A 15,468-nucleotide genomic window follows, 5' to 3' on the forward strand; every position below is an offset into this window, starting at 1 on the left:
TTATGGCACACTTTAGAGATATGAAAATATACTACAAAGCCATGCACACTAAGTATGGTGTAGTATTTCTTGTCGTTTTACTCATATTTATTGTTTTATTTATTTGCTTTTTGATATGTTCACAACACAAATTCGAACAATCACAAAATCAAATAAAAGAGCTTTATGTTGAACATATTCAAAAGGCAGATAGCTTATATTTAAATCTGGTCACATATAATAGGAATATAGTTGACGGCATTCAAAATGCAACTGCCAAAACTTTGGCAGACTCTATGATTAAAGTTACTTTGGCGAATACTCGCAGTTTAACCAGAGCTCAGTCGGATAAACTCAGTATGATTATTAAGACCCATTTTGACGAGGTGGAGTCAATACATCAGAAATATGATGAACGATTATTAAGAGATTCATTACGATTGAATACGGAGCGAGAACTTCTCAATGGTCAGACCAAAACAATGATAGATTTACACCTGAATAAGATAGAACATGAATATAGTAATATCACGATGTGGGCTGCGGTTCTGACAATTATATTTTTGGTATTCAGTTTCTATTCTATATTCAAAATGGATGAGTTGATCCAACAAGGCAACGATGGCGTAAAAGAAATACGACAATTAAAAACACAAGGGGAGAAAACCATTGAAGATCTAAACACAAATGGAAATAACCTTTTAGAGGATATCAAAATCAAAATTAGAAGATTCATATTCCAGCAACAACGAAGCATGATGAACTCTAATGCTGAATTTGAAAGAACAAAAGAAAATATAGAGCAGAGATATAATGAATCTATACAAAATCTAAATCAAGCACAAGAACTGTTTAATCAAAGAGGGGGTGAAATTCTTCGGAATTTTGAGATCCAAATGGAAGATTTACGGAGAAAGAAAGAACAAGAATTTGATAATCAGCGAGGTGAATTCAAAAGGCTGATAGAAGAATTAAATAATATTCTTGATCATTTGAAATCTCAAACAACCTCTGGAAATTAATACACCATGTTAACGGGAGAACAACAATGATAAATACATACTATCAGCTTTCATCTCAAGAATTGATGCTAGCTAGAAATGATCAATCTCAAATATCCCAAAAAGGATTCGAACTGAGATTAATGGAAATAAATAAACGATTCCCTTCCAATAACGATATTAATTCTTATTTCAACAATATCCAGGAACAATCTATAAAATTAGATATAAACAGACTCATAAACAGCAGAAACAATCATTTATCCAATGCCATTAACTATGCATTAGACCTTGCCATAAGTGAAAAAAATGAGGACTCCTATTCTACGGCCTACCTGGCTATTAGTTCAATAAATTCATTCCTTAGAATGTTCAATAATAGTGAAATAAATTTCATGCCACCTATTTCTATTATGATGAAATTATCACAAGTTAATTTTGAGTTGACGCATAAATCACGAAATACGTTATTAGCAAAAGAAATCGCAGAATTAAACAAGTTGTGTAAAGGTATATAAAACTCATTCCTCGGCGTACTCCTGTAATACTCACCTGTGAATATTACGTCATTAATATTATGTTGAACAAACTGGTTTTCAAAACAAAATAAATAAGCGCCCAATAATATGATTATCGGGCGCTTATTTTTATTCAGCCAGTTTTACTCTTTGATATGATCTATTGAAATTAACTTAGTGCCTTCATTCGCATCTATATTTACAACAGCCACAACTTTCTCATCAAAGTAATTTTTCACAATGTCAGTTAGCCCATCAGGAACTGATATTGTTACTTTCTTGTTACCCTCCAATGTTATTTTTACAGAGCCAACGGTTGCATCTGCGGCAGAAAGCACTCCTATATATTCTTCTCTCCTTGCTACCTGAAAGTCTTTGTTATCCTCTCCTTTTGTCTTATCAATATATTCTACAATATCCTTAAAACTCTGCTTGTTACGAGTTAATTGAACAGGAACCTCTTTACCATTTTTAATATAAGTTATTCCAACTAAATTAACATCATCGCCATCCGGCGCAAGTTCTTTTGTTAAATTTATAAAGTTATCTAAATATGTGAGGTCCTTAATATTAGTCTTTAGTTGTTCAATATCTCCAGAATTGACTAACGCTATATTAGATGCTATATCCTCAATTATCGCATTTGATTGATCTTGAAATCCCTCAAAATGTAATTGTTGAGCAGATCCCAGCCTAATTGTCATAGCGAAACTTGCAGCACGAGGTACTGAAATATACGACTGAAATAGATCTTTTACATCTTTGGATGTTTTTCCCTGCTTTCTAAAAGGACGGCCTTTTTTACGTTCAATGGTTCGAATAGCAATATTCTTAAATGTTGATATTCGTGCAGAGACATCTTCCTCACGAGCCATTCCATACGCGACACCAGAGCCTGCAATAACTAACTGGAATTCATTTTCTGCAAGAGAAATACCTTTTGTTTGAAGATGTCTCCCGAAATTGACATTTTCCAGCATATCTCTCAATTCTTCCACGATTTCTTCTGGAGGCGTTCCGGACAAAGCCAATCCAATCAATTGCTCACACTCCCTGAATAATTTACATTCTAGTGCAAGACTTGCAGCACTTCTCAACAATATAGATATAGACGGCTCACCTATACCCGAGCGAAAAGCCATAATTGCAGCATCTCGTTCGAGTTCAAATGCTTGCTTATACAGCACAGAACTCTCTTCTAACTGATCTCGCATTTTTGCAATATCAGCTGCGTCTGCAATGTCCATTGCCTGTGTATGTAATTGGTTTATATCCATAACTTACTTTTTCTTTACAAAAGTTACAGAAGGCTCACTAAATTCCACAACCGATACATATGTTGGCAAACCCGTAGAACTAGATTGATTCGTTTGCTTTAATTTTTGTTTAACGCGGGCATCCACCTTATTCTGCCCATTGTAAATACCAGAAACCTCCAAAAGAGCCGAGTCCTGAAATAAATCAGACCCTTTACGACAGAGGAAATAATCTACCCCGGTCTTTTTTCTAGCTCTTTTCAATATTGTGTAATCTGTTAATCTCAGTGAAAGCAAGACGGATAAACAAACGGCACCATGTTCTGTTGCCACTTCTTGATCTTGCCAGCTTCTATCCAACTGATCAGTATATGCCATACTCCATTCTGTCGGAATACTAGCTGTTTTATCCCCTTTTAACGACAATTGTACTCCCGAAGAATGTGATTGTCTATTCATACATACGACACATCCTTCGCAAAGATATGCTCCAGTCGCTTCTGAAATTCCCGGGATACTAATTGTTTTAATATCTTCTAACAAAATCTTCTCCATCTCCTGGAATATTCAATCTTTGCAAAGATAATTTATTCAGAAAGAATTTACCAATATATTTGACAATATTTACCAATATAAGAATCTAGTTCCTATCAAACTTTGATATGAAATTTTTCAAACGATCGGCTACTTCAATTTAAGAGAAGCCTCGTTTTATTGAGTATTTGTGATTATTATCAAATTATGATAATACAAACAGGATGAAATAGCAAAGCATTTATCACCCATCTTCATTTCACAATTATACCCCATTTCGCACCTTTCCGATTTTCCCCATACAATAAAGGCAGATAGAAAGGATTATTCAAAAAACCACCCAAAAATTATTGAATATCCTTTAAAGGAACAAGTGGCAGCAGAATTATAATTGAGCAAACAGCTTGTCTATTTTACCGAATCAAGCTTCATATTTGCTCGCTGCCGTACAAATGCCGTACAAATTCAAACGAAAACCGCGTTGCAGATAGCTGCAACGCGGTTTCTGTGAGGTCTGAAGCGGATTCGAACCGCTGTACAAGGTTTTGCAGACCTTTGCCTAGCCACTCGGCCATCAGACCAAATCGCCGATCTCTCATCCTTCGGAACATCCCGGATCGCGAATATCTCGAAACTCCGGACACTCCTGCCAACCCTCCTTGCAGGCAACTCCGAACGATAAGATCGGTTTTGAGATTGCAAATATACAAACATTTCTCATTTTTACAAAACTTATCGGGGAACTTTCGGTTTTCACTGAAAAATCCCTACCTTTACGTTGAATTTCATCCTTCGTTTTCATGCCTCGACAAAGCCCGAATACGTTCGGCTCTGCGCCCGGCTTAACGAAAACGTTACAAAAATTGCACGATGGCCATCGACGATATTGCGCTCACGCTGGTTCCGGGATTGGGAGTCAAGGGGGTCGTTCACCTGTTGGAGGTTTTCGGTACGGCGCAGGCGATCTTCGCCGCATCGGCCGATGAACTGGCCGGACGGGCGGAGTTGCGTCCCGACGTCGCGCGCAGCATCGCAGCCCGTAAAAGCCATCCGGAGGCCGAACGCGAACTGCGCCATTGCCGCCGGCACGGAATTACGCCCCTCGCGTCGACCGACGACGCCTATCCCGCGCTGCTGCGCGAAATTCCGGACTACCCCCATGTCTTATATATAAAGGGTAATGCCGAAGTCCTGTCGCAGCGCTGTCTCTCCATGGTCGGTACGCGCCGCATTTCGACCTACGGCCAGCGGCTTTGCGACGAGCTGGTGCGGGGGCTGACACGCATCCCGCAGGTCGTAGTGGTCAGCGGCCTGGCCTTCGGGGTGGACGTGGCCTGCCATCGTGCGGCGTTGGCGGCAGGAATCCCGACCGTGGGCGTACTGGCAAACCCGCTGCCCGATGTGACACCGGCGCAGCACACCTCCGTAGCGCTCGACATGATCGAACGGGGCGGGGCGCTGATTTCGGAACTCCACTCGCAGAGCAAACAGCGGGGAACGTTCTACCTCGCACGCAACCGTATTATCGCCGGATTGAGTGCCGGCACGGTAGTCATCGAATCGCCCGCCTCGGGCGGATCGCTCGCCACGGCGCACTACGCCGACGGATACGACCGCACGGTCATGGCGCCTCCGGGACGAACGACCGATGCCAACTCGTTCGGCACCAACTCCCTGATCCGCAACCGCAAGGCACTTCTGATCCGCTCGGCGGACGACATCGCCGAAGAGTTGCAATGGGAGTTCGCGCTCTCCCGCGACGAAAAGACCGCTCCCGCACCCACGCCCGAACTGACGGCCGAGGAGCGGGAGGTGCTGTCGCTGCTGGGCGACGAACCCCGCACGCTGGCCGAACTGATCGCCGCGAGCGGCCGCGACTACGCCGCGCTGAGCGTCCTGCTCATGGGGCTCGAACTCTCGCAGGCGGTCCGGCAGCTGCCCGGCAACCGTTACGAACGTTTTCGATAAGCCGAGTGCAGAGCCGAACTTCTTCGGGCTTTGCCGAGGCGAGAAAACGAAGAAGGAAATTCAACGTTTTCGATAAGCCGAGAGCAGAGCCGAACTTATTCGGGCTTTACCGAGGCGGGAAAACGAAGAAAGAAATTCAACGAATCCGATAAACCGCGCACGATGAAACTGATCGATACCCACTCGCACCTCTACGAACCGGAGTTCGACGACGACTGCGAAGCGGCTGTCGCACGGGCCCGCGAGGCCGGCGTCGCGGCGCTGCTGCTGCCCGCCATCGACACCGCGAGCGACCGCCGGCTCTTCGACCTCTGCCGCAGCCACCCCGAATACTGCTTCCCGATGATCGGGCTGCACCCCACGTCGGTCAACGACAACCCCGCCTGGCGCGAGGAGCTGGCCCGCGTGGAGCGTTACCTGCTCGAACCGCCCGCAGGCATCCGCTTCTGCGCGATCGGCGAAATCGGGCTGGACTACTATTGGAGCGACGCCTTCGTCGCCCAACAGACCGAGGCCTTCGTCGCCCAGCTGCGGCTGGCCGCACGATTCGACCTGCCCGTAGCGATCCACACCCGCGCGGCGTGGGACGACATGTGCCGGATCATCGAAGCCGAGACGGAGCGCGCCCGCGCCGACGGCCGTCGGCTGCGGGGCGTCTTCCATGCCTTCTCGGAGGGTGCCGCCGCCTTCGAACGGCTGTGCGGCTGCGGCGATTTCCGCTTCGGCATCGGCGGTACGGTGACATTCAAAAAGAGCGGCGTGGCCGAGATCGTCCGCACGATGCCGCTCGATAGGATCGTACTCGAAACCGACTGCCCCTACCTGACGCCCGCACCCTACCGCGGGCAACGCAACGAATCGGCCTACGTGCGGCTGATCTGCGACAAGATCGCCGAGCTCAAAGGCCTCGCCGCCGAAACGGTCGCCGCCGCGACGACGGCCAACGCCGAAGCGCTGTTCGGCATCCGTTACACGGAAAAGAATACAGAACGACGATGAAAAAGATAAAAATCACGGTCGTCCGCAAGGTTTGCCACCGCGACCTGATCGAACGCTACGAAAATCCGATCGACCATGCATGCGACATGCGCGAGGGACAGGTCTTCGTCGCCAATGGCTGGCAGCGCCCCGACGGGCTCTGCGAAAGCGCGTGGCAGACGATCTCGCCCTTCGTCATGACTCTGGCGCACGGAGGGACGGACCTCTACGACGGCTGGATGAAGAATCCCGCCTCGGCGATGATCTCGTGCAACGACGGTTTCCGGCCCGTGAGCTTCCTGATAGAAACCTTAGATTAGCAAAGGAAAACGATATGCTCTCCTCCATCCTCATCATCTATACCGGCGGAACGATCGGCATGAAGACCGATCCCGCCACGGGTGTGCTCGTGCCGTTCGACTTCCGCGGCATCTACGACGAATTTCCTGCGATCCGTTCGTTGCAGGTACGCATCGACGTGCAGTCGCTCACGCCGGTCATCGACTCGTCGAACGTCACTCCGGCGCTGTGGCTCCATCTGGCGGAGCTCATCCGCGACAACTACGCGCGCTACGACGGATTCGTCGTCCTGCACGGCACCGATACGATGTCCTACACCGCTTCGGCGCTGAGTTTCCTGTTGGAGAACCTCGCCAAGCCGGTCGTCTTCACCGGCAGCCAGATCCCGATCGGCGTACTGCGCACCGACGGACGCGAGAACCTTATCACGGCGATCGAAATCGCCGCTGCGCACGACGCGGAGGGACCGCTCGTGCCCGAGGTGTCGCTCTACTTCCAGAACCGGCTGTTCCGCGCCAACCGCACCGTCAAGCAGAGCGCCGAGGAGTTCGCCGCATTCCGCTCCTACAACTATCCGGCGCTGGCCGAAGTGGGCGTCAATATCACCTTCCACCGCGACTACATCCACCGCCCGGCACACGCCGACGCCGAACTCCGGGTCGCCGCAGCACTGGACGACCGCGTGCTGGTCATCCGCCTTTTTCCCGGTCTGCGCGAACAGGTGCTCCGCGCCATGCTCTCGATCGAAGGGCTGCGGGCCGTAGTGCTGGAAACCTACGGCGCCGGCAACGCCCCCACGGCACCGGAATTCATCCGCGCCGTGCGCGAAGCCGTCGCACGGGGCCTGCTCGTCATGAACGTGACGCAGTGCAGCGGCGGCAGGGTCGCCATGGAGCTCTACGAAACCGGCCGGCAGTTGCAGGAGGCCGGCGTCATCTGCGGCCACGACATCACCACCGAGGCGGCCGTCGCCAAACTGATGTACGTGCTGGGGCAAAATCTCCCCGCAGAACGGACGCAGCGACTTCTGCGACACGCTTTGCGCGGAGAATTTACCGATGCCGGCATTGCATAAACCGAATTTTTTTTCTATATTTCGCACAGTTTAGCTGCCAAAATGAAAGACTCACCGGTTGCAGACCAGACGAAACGCAAGACAAAATATTGATTCTCAGATTTTTGTCAGGCAGAGTCGTCATGTAACGGGAAACTTGCCTGAAACCGGTGGAACGAAGCATTTCGGGCGAAAACGGACGGAAAATGAAAAATAACCGAAAAAAATTGACGGAATAAGACCCAAAACCGAACTTAAAACAACAGCAAGCAATAGCAAAAAACACTAAACAAATTTTATTAATTAATTAATCGTATGAAAAAACTTTTTTTGATTCTGTCAGTGGCCATGTTCTCGCTTGGCACTGTTGATGCCTTCGCTCAGGACAACGCAAACGAAGGAGCCGCAACCGAGCAGGCAGCTGCAACCGAGCAGGCAGCCGTTGCCGAAACGACGACCGTCGCCGATGTCGACGCCGAAGCCACGATCGCAGGCGAGTCGATGCACCACGTGATGATGCAGAAGTTCCTCGAAGGCGGTTGGGCCTGGATGCTCCCGATCCTGATCTTCCTGATCATCGGTCTGGCTGTCGCCATCGAGCGTATTCTCTACCTGTCGCTCTCGACGATCAACTCGAAGAAATTCATCGCACAGATCGAGGAGGCGCTCAAAAACGGCGGCATCGACGCTGCCATGGAGGTTGCGCGCAACACCCGCGGCCCGATCGCTTCGATCTACTATCAGGGTCTTCTGCGTTACAACCAGGGCCTCGACGCCGTCGAGAAGTCGATCGTATCCTACGGTTCGGTTCAGACGGGCCAGATGGAGTCGGGCCTGACGTGGATCGGTCTGTTCATCGCACTGTCGCCGATGTTGGGATTCATGGGTACCGTCGTCGGCATGATCGACGCATTCGACGCCATCCAGGCTGCGGGCGACATCTCCCCGACGCTGGTTGCCGGCGGTATCAAGGTCGCCCTGTTGACGACCCTCATGGGTCTGATCGCTGCGGTTATTCTTCAGCTGTTCTACAACTATATCGTTTCGAAGATCGATTCGCTCGTAAACGAAATGGAAGATACGTCGATCACGCTGACCGACATCCTGACGGCTTACAACAAGAAATAATCCAGCGTAAAAAGAACATTATTCAATTATGAAGAAGATTTTAAATATCATATTGGGTGTTCTGCTGGCCGTGATGGCGGTTCTCGGAATCTACGCAATAGCCACAGGGGGTTCGGAGGCTTCGATCAGCCTGAACCTGATCTGGTGTTACGTCCTGCTGGCTCTGGCGATTGCTTCCGCTATCTTCTGCGCCATCTTCGGTATGATTCAGAACCCCGCGGGAGTCAAGGGGACGCTCCTTTCGTTCGCCTTGATCGTCGTAGTGGTACTGGTATCCTATTTCATCGCTGCCAGCCACGACACCGTGATCCCGGATTTCGCCAGCGGCGGCGTCTTCCCTCGCACTCCGACGGTGATCGCCGACTGCGGTATCATCGTAACCTATGTCGCAATGATCGCGGCAGTCGTTGTCGCTCTCTATTCGGAGGTTGCGAAATTATTCAAATAAGAGAGGAGTAAACAATGGCAGGAGATAAAAGAAAAGTACAGGAGATCAATGCCGGTTCGATGGCCGACATCGCCTTCTTGCTGCTGATTTTCTTCCTTGTCGCCACTACCATGAACACGGATACGGGTCTGACGCGCGTCTTGCCGCCGATGCCCGATCCCAACCAGAAACAGGAGGATGTCAAGGTGAAGGAACGCAACCTTCTCTTGGTATTCGTTTCGAAAGGTAACAACATCATGGCGGGCGGCCAGCAAATGGACATCCACCAGCTGAAAGACAAGGCCAAGGAGTTTATCCTCAACCCGATGGAAGACGAAAACCTCCCCGAAAAAGAGGTGAAGGAGTTCGAACTTCCCGACGGCAGCAAGTGGAACTATCCCGTCAGCCTGGGCGTGATCTCCCTCCAGACGGACCGCGGCACCAGTTACGAAACCTACATCATGGTGCAGAACGAGTTGACACGCGCCTTCAACGAGGTGCGCAACGAGGTGGCCATGCGCAAGTTCGGAGTGAAATTCGAAGATCTGAACGAAGATCAGCGAAATATATTAACCAAGGCGGTTCCGCTGAAGATCTCGGAGGCCGAGCCGCGTAACGTGGGAGGAAAGAAGTAATGGCAGTAATGAAAAAGAAGGGCGGCAAAAGTCTGCCCCCGATCTCGACGGCATCGCTTCCGGACGTGATCTTCATGATCCTGTTCTTCTTCATGATTTCGACCACGATGCGCGATCAGGAGCTGTTGGTTCGCTACAAGCTTCCGACCGCGACCGAGGTGCAGAAATTGGAGAAGAAATCGCTCGTCAGCTTCATCCACATCGGCCAGCCTACGCCGATCATGCAAGCTAAATTCGGTACGGCACCCCGTATCCAGCTCAACGACTCGTATCGTACGGAGAAGGATATTCTGGACTTCATCGCCGCCGAACGCGACAAACTCAACGAGTCGGACCGAGCGCTGATGACCGTGTGTCTGAAAGCCGACGACCAGACGAAAATGGGTATCATCACCGACGTGAAGCAGGAACTTCGCCGGGCAAACGCCTTGAAGCTCTCTTACGCCGCTTCGAAGTCGATGGGATATTAAATTCCCGATCCTATACGAAAACGATCCGATGCAGCTGCATCGGATCGTTTTTTATATGCCGCGATCACATCCGCACCATCGTTCGGAAGAACTCGCGCGGTCCCGACCGGAGCGGCTCGAACCCCGTCGAGGATTGCTCCGCGACACGGAGCGGCCGTATGCCGGCGGAACGCCGTGCCCGACCGCACCCGAACTCGGACCGTGCGCACAGACCTGCCTTTCGGCGGTGGAACCCGTCCCTTCTCCCGCGACCGCAGCCGTCCCGCTCCGCCCCTCTTGCAGAAGCGGCCACGCAGCACAAGCGGGCGAAAACGATAGCGTCCGCATTCCCACGTCGATCGTCCGTCTGTCCGATTCCTCGAAATACGATAAAATAGGGTAGCCGCACATCCCCGGCCGACCCGATCAGAAAAGTTCCAGCTGTCCCGATTCGTGATTGAACGTCAGCCGGTGATAGGGCGTCACCCCGTAACGCCTCACGGCGAGACGGTGTTCGCGCGTAGGGTAGCCCTTGTTCTTCGCCCAGCCGTACTGAGGGAACTCTTCGGCCAACCGCCGCATATACTCGTCGCGGTGCGTCTTGGCCAGCACCGACGCCGCCGCGATGTCGGCGTACTTGCCGTCGCCCTTGACGATGCACCGATAGGGAATATCGAGCGACGAACGGAAGCGGTTGCCGTCGATGGCGAGAAATTCAGGGCGTGTGCGCAGCTCCCCGACCGCCCGACACATCCCCTCGAACGAGGCGTTGAGGATGTTGATTTCGTCGATGCGTTCGGGCGGGACGGCAGCGACAGCCCACGCCACCGCCTCGCGTTCGATGATCGGCCGGAGCCGGTCGCGGTTGCGCTCGCTCATCTGCTTCGAATCGTTGAGCAGCGGATCGTGGAAATCGGGCGGCAGAATCACGGCCGCTGCGAAGACCGCACCGGCCAGACACCCCCGGCCCGCTTCGTCACAGCCGGCTTCGATCCGTTCGTACTGATAACAGGTTTCCAACATCTTCCGATCGCCCCGCAGATGGATCCGAGGAGGAACAAAGTTACGAATTATTTGCGACCATTCGTCATTTTTCGCTACTTTTGTCTGCGTATGAAATTCGGCGACATCATCCGGCAACCGCTTCCCGTAGCGACCTTCACGTTCCTCGTGGTCGTGATCGTCGCATTCGTGCGCGCATGGGTCACACAGCGTTTCGCCGGCGAAATTCCGGCCGTCAGCGCCCCGCTGGGATACTATACCGCAGCGCTCCGCCTGTCATGGCCGCTGCTGTCGGCGGCAGCGAGCATCGTCATGCTCTTCGTGGCCGGATTCCTCATCGGCCGCAGCAGCGTCCGCGCCGAACTCTACGCGACCCGCTGCTTCCTGGCCATGCCGCTCTTCGGCGTCGTGAGCTGCGGCGTTCTGCTGAGCAGCGACTACCTGACGCAGAGCCTCACGCTGCTGCTGCTGGCACTCGCATCGCGCAACTACTACAACAGTTTTCACCGCCACTACTGTTTCGACCGGATGTTTCGGGGATCGCTCTACGTGGGGCTGATCCCGCTGCTCTATGCGCCGGGCGCGGGACTGCTGCTGCTCATCCCGCTCGTCGTCCTGCTTTTCCGGCGCACGCTGCGCGAAGCGGTCGTCGCGCTGTCAGGCGCGATCCTGCCGCTCTTTTTCGCCGGTTTCATCCATTGGGCGGCAGGCGGGAGATTCGACGGCCCCGTGCGGCAGGTCGCAGCGGCGATAACGAGCGATTCGGGATACCGATTTTTCGACGGGAATACGCTCTTTTCGCTCATCGCATGGGGAGTGATTTTCTTTTTGCTGATCTGTTCTGCCGCCGGCGTCCTGCTGGATATCCGTACGCTGAAAACCAAACCGCGTAATATCCTTTTTTACAATTTATACGTCTTGTGCGTCGTGGCCGGCATCTATTTTGTACCGTATTCTTCACCGGTTACACTGACCCTTGCGGCACCGGCCGCGGCTACGCTCATCCCCGTCGTGCTGACCAAATTCAACAGTGCGGCCGCATCGATGTTCTATACGGTTCTTATTTTACTGAGCCTCGTTCTCGGCCTGATATAGAGACACGAAAAGTCTCAATAGTAGCAAATATAGATTTTTGTATCGTTTGGCGATACATTTGTACAATTACGCATTGTATAATACAATGTTTTATTATACATTTGTCTTGCAAGCATATGGAGAGCCTCTTTTAAGTAGTTGTAATTAAAATTAAATCTTATGGCAAATTACGAACGCCACAGCTCCGGTTTACCGATGATCGTGAAATTCGTCGAGCATTTCCACAACGGAGTCCAGTCGCACACGCTGTCGCGTTATGCGATCGGATATATCGTCCGCGGAGAGAAGCACATTTATAACGGAGACAAACGGCAGACTATCTCGAAAGGGGACGTATTCTTCCTCGGAATCGGCACGCACTACACCGAAGAGGTGCCCGACGAAAGCAATACCTTCGAACAGATTCTCTTCTACTACCAACCGGCGGATCTGCACAAGATCCTGATGTACCTCAACCTCACCTACGGGTTGAACATTTCCTACAACCACGCATGTCCCGAATGCCAGGGCGCCAACGCCGTTTCGACGCCGGCATGGCAACTGTTGAAAGGATTTTTCAGCAATACGGCCAACTACCTCCGCGGCGAAGGGTTCCTCCACGACGAAACGGCGGAAAACATCAAGATGACCGAACTGGTCTACCTGATCGTCTCGCACGACGAATGCTGTCTGCGCAGCAAGATCCTCGGCAACATCGACACGGCGAAGGAGAATTTCGAACAACTGATGTACGACCACATTTTCGACGATATTTCGATCGACGAACTGGCCGCGCTCTGCAACCGGTCGCTCACTTCGTTCAAGAAGGAGTTCAAACGGGTGTTCCTGATGCCGCCGCACCAGTGGTTCATCCGCCAGCGGCTCATGCACGCGCGCATGTTGCTGATCTCGACCTCGAAGTCCATTTCGCAGATCGGCAGCGAGTGCGCGTTTCCCAACACGTCGCATTTCATCAAGCTCTTCAAGAAGGAATACGGGATGACGCCGGCGACCTATCGCAGCCGGCACAATGCCGAATTGAAGCCTACTCCCGAAATCGCAGCGGCGAAAGCCTGAAACACACGAAATCGAGCGCAACGGCCGGGAACGATGATTCCCGGCCGTTGCGCGTATCCGGAGCGTGCCGTCTCCCCACGCTCAGCGAAGGTCGCCGGCACGCTGCCGAAACAGATTTTAAAAAATTATAATTTAATCCGTATTTAAAAAATTTCGATACGATTTGTCGGAAAAGAACGGATTTATCGATAAATTCATTACGAAATATTTGGATTATTGAAAAATCCTCTTTATTTTTGTCTTACACAAAGCGGAAATCTCCGCATCTCATTAACCTAACTAACCTAACCAAGAAATCCCCGAGTCGCCCGATTCCGGGATTTCTCTCTTTTCGTTCCGATATTTTTTCTTACCTTTATGGAACATTTCTCACCCTTTATTCAATGTTCAATATGAAAAAATCGCTTTCTCTGCTCCGGCTTCTCACGGCCGCAATCCTGTTATCCGCTTCGGGCGGCTGTTCCGAAACCAATGACCCCGACCCCGAGGGGGGGGGTGATCCGCCCGTAAAAGAGCCTGTAACTTACACTATTACCCTCGGAGAAACCTCCGAACAAGGAGCTGCGGTGAAGGTCACGCCCTCCGACGAAACGGCGACCTACTACTGCGGCATCCACAGCGAGGCGTCGCTGCTGGGAATCCCCACCGCCACGCTGCTCAGGCAGATCGCGTCGCTCGACGACCTCGACGAACGGCTCCACACCGGCACCGAGGAGTTCACTATCGCCGAAACGCTCACGCCCGTCACCTCCTACAAAATCGTCGTGGCGGGATACGACGACAAGGAGTTCACGGGCGACATCGCCCTGAGCGAAGCCTTCGCCGTCGAACCGCCCGCAGGGCCTGCGGCTTTCACCTTCGAGGTCAAGGAGAAGAGCTTCGACAACACGGTCATCGACATCACGCCGCTGGCGGCCGAAGTCCCCTACTTCGCCGAGGTGAAGGAGGCTGCCGTCTGCGATGCAATGACCGACGACGCGATTATCTCCGAGATACTCAATCTCTACGGCTCCATGGCCGAATGGTTCACCTACACGGGCCCTACGACCATTACGTCGAGCGGCGACTTCGGCACGCTCGTCCCCGGCACCGACTACTATGTGCTGGCATTCGGCTATGCCGACGGAGCAGCTGCGACCGAACTGACCAAACACAAGTTCACTACCGATCCGGAGGGCGATCCCACGGCCAACACCTTCGCCTTCGACATTTCCGGCGTCACGGCGCGCAGCGCTTCGATTCAGGTCGAACCCTCCGACAAGAGCGTCCGCTACATCTGGGACATCGTCACCGACGCCGAATATAAGAAATACGGCAGCAACGCCGAGGGCATCCGGAGCTATCTGGCCGACTACATCAAAGGCCAGATCGACGACTTCTTCACCACGCCGGAGGAGGTCGTTTCGGTCATCGGCGTGCGCGGCGACCAGTGGTTCGACTATGAGCAGCTCAAACCCGCCACGACCTACTACGTGTGGGCGGCCTGCGTCGACGCCGCAGGCAATGCCACGGCCGCACCGGCAGTAAGCCCCGCTTTCACCACCGAAGCCGCCGTCGTATCGACTGCTACCGCCACCGTCGAATTCGAGAAATACTACAACGGCAGCGAACTTTACGCAATCGACGACGTGACCTATAAGAATTACAACAACAAAGCCTACCTCCCCGCCAAGGTCCTCCATTCGGCCGACGCCGTCAAATGGTACACGCTCTACACGGGCACCGACGTGGGCGACACGGAACTCTACACCGACGACCTGCTGATCCAGTACCTCGTCACACAGGGAACCCCCGACGGAGAAGAGCGCCGCTACGGCCTCACTTGGAACGCGAAGGCCTATATCCTCGCCGTGGCGCAGGATGCCGAAGGCCACTACGGCCCCGTCTTCCGCAAGAGCATCACGCCCTCGCTCAGCGGCGTTTCCCCGATCAGCGACCTCGGATTCGTGACCGCCGACGCCGGAACGCAAAGTACACCGGTCATGCTGCGTGCCGTAACACCGGCCGCACCGCTCAAACGGACGGCGCACGTCGTCCGCTGACGGAGCGCCTTCTCCGATAGAAAGCCCCCTGCCGCAGCATTGCGGC

16 protein-coding genes and 1 tRNA gene are annotated in these 15,468 nt (G+C 52.3%); 13 read left to right on the plus strand and 4 right to left on the minus strand.

Annotation, left to right across the window (positions count from 1 at the left end; all coding sequences use genetic code 11):
- Window positions 1–2 precede the first annotated feature (2 nt).
- Together FMF02_RS05515 and FMF02_RS05520 are read left to right on the plus strand one after the other, a co-directional pair.
- Complete coding sequence (locus FMF02_RS05515) at window positions 3–1,001, plus strand: hypothetical protein (RefSeq protein ID WP_141412430.1); 999 nt, start codon at window positions 3–5, stop codon at window positions 999–1,001.
- A gap of 26 nt (window positions 1,002–1,027) precedes the next feature.
- A complete protein-coding gene (locus FMF02_RS05520; protein WP_141412431.1) occupies window positions 1,028–1,498 on the plus strand; it encodes a hypothetical protein in 471 nt (156 codons plus the stop codon).
- Window positions 1,499–1,641: 143 nt separating this feature from the next.
- Here FMF02_RS05520 and FMF02_RS05525 read toward each other — a convergent pair whose 3' ends face one another.
- The 3 genes from FMF02_RS05525 to FMF02_RS05535 all read right to left on the minus strand — a co-directional run bounded on the left by FMF02_RS05525 (window position 1,642) and on the right by FMF02_RS05535 (window position 3,869).
- Entirely contained in the window at window positions 1,642–2,775 is a 1,134-nt protein-coding gene (locus FMF02_RS05525; protein ID WP_141412432.1) for a hypothetical protein, read from the minus strand.
- A gap of 3 nt (window positions 2,776–2,778) precedes the next feature.
- Complete coding sequence (locus FMF02_RS05530; protein WP_141412433.1) at window positions 2,779–3,309, minus strand: hypothetical protein; 531 nt, start codon at window positions 3,307–3,309, stop codon at window positions 2,779–2,781.
- 489 nt (window positions 3,310–3,798) lie between these two features.
- Window positions 3,799–3,869 (minus strand) — tRNA-Cys (locus FMF02_RS05535).
- Between the two features lie 289 nt (window positions 3,870–4,158).
- Between FMF02_RS05535 and FMF02_RS05540 the strand changes: the two genes are divergently transcribed.
- The 8 genes from FMF02_RS05540 (at window position 4,159) to FMF02_RS05575 (ending at window position 10,248) form a co-directional block, all read left to right on the plus strand.
- On the plus strand, window positions 4,159–5,256 hold the full coding sequence (locus FMF02_RS05540) for a DNA-processing protein DprA (protein ID WP_019130775.1): 1,098 nt from the start codon (window positions 4,159–4,161) through the stop codon (window positions 5,254–5,256).
- A 162-nt stretch (window positions 5,257–5,418) separates the two neighbouring features.
- On the plus strand, window positions 5,419–6,255 hold the full coding sequence (locus FMF02_RS05545) for a TatD family hydrolase (RefSeq protein ID WP_141412434.1): 837 nt from the start codon (window positions 5,419–5,421) through the stop codon (window positions 6,253–6,255).
- Window positions 6,252–6,554, plus strand: coding sequence for a TIGR04076 family protein (locus FMF02_RS05550; RefSeq protein WP_141412435.1), 303 nt, complete (start codon window positions 6,252–6,254; stop codon window positions 6,552–6,554). Before FMF02_RS05545 ends, FMF02_RS05550 begins: the two co-directional genes overlap by 4 nt.
- A gap of 14 nt (window positions 6,555–6,568) precedes the next feature.
- Window positions 6,569–7,609 (plus strand): asparaginase, encoded by a 1,041-nt coding sequence (locus tag FMF02_RS05555; protein ID WP_141412436.1) that lies wholly within the window; start codon window positions 6,569–6,571, stop codon window positions 7,607–7,609.
- Between the two features lie 294 nt (window positions 7,610–7,903).
- Complete coding sequence (locus tag FMF02_RS05560) at window positions 7,904–8,716, plus strand: MotA/TolQ/ExbB proton channel family protein (RefSeq protein WP_141412437.1); 813 nt, start codon at window positions 7,904–7,906, stop codon at window positions 8,714–8,716.
- 28 nt (window positions 8,717–8,744) lie between these two features.
- On the plus strand, window positions 8,745–9,164 hold the full coding sequence (locus FMF02_RS05565) for a hypothetical protein (RefSeq protein WP_019130770.1): 420 nt from the start codon (window positions 8,745–8,747) through the stop codon (window positions 9,162–9,164).
- Window positions 9,165–9,178: 14 nt separating this feature from the next.
- Window positions 9,179–9,778: an ExbD/TolR family protein gene (locus tag FMF02_RS05570; protein ID WP_019130769.1), complete on the plus strand. Its 600-nt coding sequence runs from the start codon at window positions 9,179–9,181 to the stop codon at window positions 9,776–9,778.
- The gene (locus FMF02_RS05575) at window positions 9,778–10,248 is read left to right on the plus strand and encodes an ExbD/TolR family protein (RefSeq protein WP_026074960.1); all 471 of its coding nucleotides are present in this window, start codon (window positions 9,778–9,780) and stop codon (window positions 10,246–10,248) included. Before FMF02_RS05570 ends, FMF02_RS05575 begins: the two co-directional genes overlap by 1 nt.
- A gap of 405 nt (window positions 10,249–10,653) precedes the next feature.
- Here FMF02_RS05575 and rnhB read toward each other — a convergent pair whose 3' ends face one another.
- A complete protein-coding gene (rnhB, locus tag FMF02_RS05580; RefSeq protein ID WP_026074959.1) occupies window positions 10,654–11,250 on the minus strand; it encodes a ribonuclease HII in 597 nt (198 codons plus the stop codon).
- Window positions 11,251–11,340: 90 nt separating this feature from the next.
- Between rnhB and FMF02_RS05585 the strand changes: the two genes are divergently transcribed.
- From FMF02_RS05585 to FMF02_RS05595, 3 genes are all read left to right on the plus strand, one after another.
- Window positions 11,341–12,324: a hypothetical protein gene (locus tag FMF02_RS05585; protein ID WP_141412438.1), complete on the plus strand. Its 984-nt coding sequence runs from the start codon at window positions 11,341–11,343 to the stop codon at window positions 12,322–12,324.
- Window positions 12,325–12,483: 159 nt separating this feature from the next.
- Window positions 12,484–13,380, plus strand: coding sequence for an AraC family transcriptional regulator (locus FMF02_RS05590; RefSeq protein ID WP_026074958.1), 897 nt, complete (start codon window positions 12,484–12,486; stop codon window positions 13,378–13,380).
- A 392-nt stretch (window positions 13,381–13,772) separates the two neighbouring features.
- Complete coding sequence (locus tag FMF02_RS05595) at window positions 13,773–15,422, plus strand: hypothetical protein (RefSeq protein WP_141412439.1); 1,650 nt, start codon at window positions 13,773–13,775, stop codon at window positions 15,420–15,422.
- Window positions 15,423–15,468 lie beyond the last annotated feature (46 nt).

This window comes from Alistipes communis, assembly GCF_006542665.1.
GTDB classification, from domain to species: Bacteria; Bacteroidota; Bacteroidia; order Bacteroidales; family Rikenellaceae; genus Alistipes; species Alistipes communis.

Coding starts and splice junctions, on each gene's coding strand:
- FMF02_RS05515 (WP_141412430.1), top strand. CDS start 3: ATGGCACACTTTAGAGATATGAAAATATACTACAAAGCCATGCACACT.
- FMF02_RS05520 (WP_141412431.1), top strand. CDS start 1,028: ATGATAAATACATACTATCAGCTTTCATCTCAAGAATTGATGCTAGCT.
- FMF02_RS05525 (WP_141412432.1), bottom strand. CDS start 2,775: ATGGATATAAACCAATTACATACACAGGCAATGGACATTGCAGACGCA.
- FMF02_RS05530 (WP_141412433.1), bottom strand. CDS start 3,309: ATGGAGAAGATTTTGTTAGAAGATATTAAAACAATTAGTATCCCGGGA.
- FMF02_RS05540 (WP_019130775.1), top strand. CDS start 4,159: ATGGCCATCGACGATATTGCGCTCACGCTGGTTCCGGGATTGGGAGTC.
- FMF02_RS05545 (WP_141412434.1), top strand. CDS start 5,419: ATGAAACTGATCGATACCCACTCGCACCTCTACGAACCGGAGTTCGAC.
- FMF02_RS05550 (WP_141412435.1), top strand. CDS start 6,252: ATGAAAAAGATAAAAATCACGGTCGTCCGCAAGGTTTGCCACCGCGAC.
- FMF02_RS05555 (WP_141412436.1), top strand. CDS start 6,569: ATGCTCTCCTCCATCCTCATCATCTATACCGGCGGAACGATCGGCATG.
- FMF02_RS05560 (WP_141412437.1), top strand. CDS start 7,904: ATGAAAAAACTTTTTTTGATTCTGTCAGTGGCCATGTTCTCGCTTGGC.
- FMF02_RS05565 (WP_019130770.1), top strand. CDS start 8,745: ATGAAGAAGATTTTAAATATCATATTGGGTGTTCTGCTGGCCGTGATG.
- FMF02_RS05570 (WP_019130769.1), top strand. CDS start 9,179: ATGGCAGGAGATAAAAGAAAAGTACAGGAGATCAATGCCGGTTCGATG.
- FMF02_RS05575 (WP_026074960.1), top strand. CDS start 9,778: ATGGCAGTAATGAAAAAGAAGGGCGGCAAAAGTCTGCCCCCGATCTCG.
- rnhB (WP_026074959.1), bottom strand. CDS start 11,250: ATGTTGGAAACCTGTTATCAGTACGAACGGATCGAAGCCGGCTGTGAC.
- FMF02_RS05585 (WP_141412438.1), top strand. CDS start 11,341: ATGAAATTCGGCGACATCATCCGGCAACCGCTTCCCGTAGCGACCTTC.
- FMF02_RS05590 (WP_026074958.1), top strand. CDS start 12,484: ATGGCAAATTACGAACGCCACAGCTCCGGTTTACCGATGATCGTGAAA.
- FMF02_RS05595 (WP_141412439.1), top strand. CDS start 13,773: ATGAAAAAATCGCTTTCTCTGCTCCGGCTTCTCACGGCCGCAATCCTG.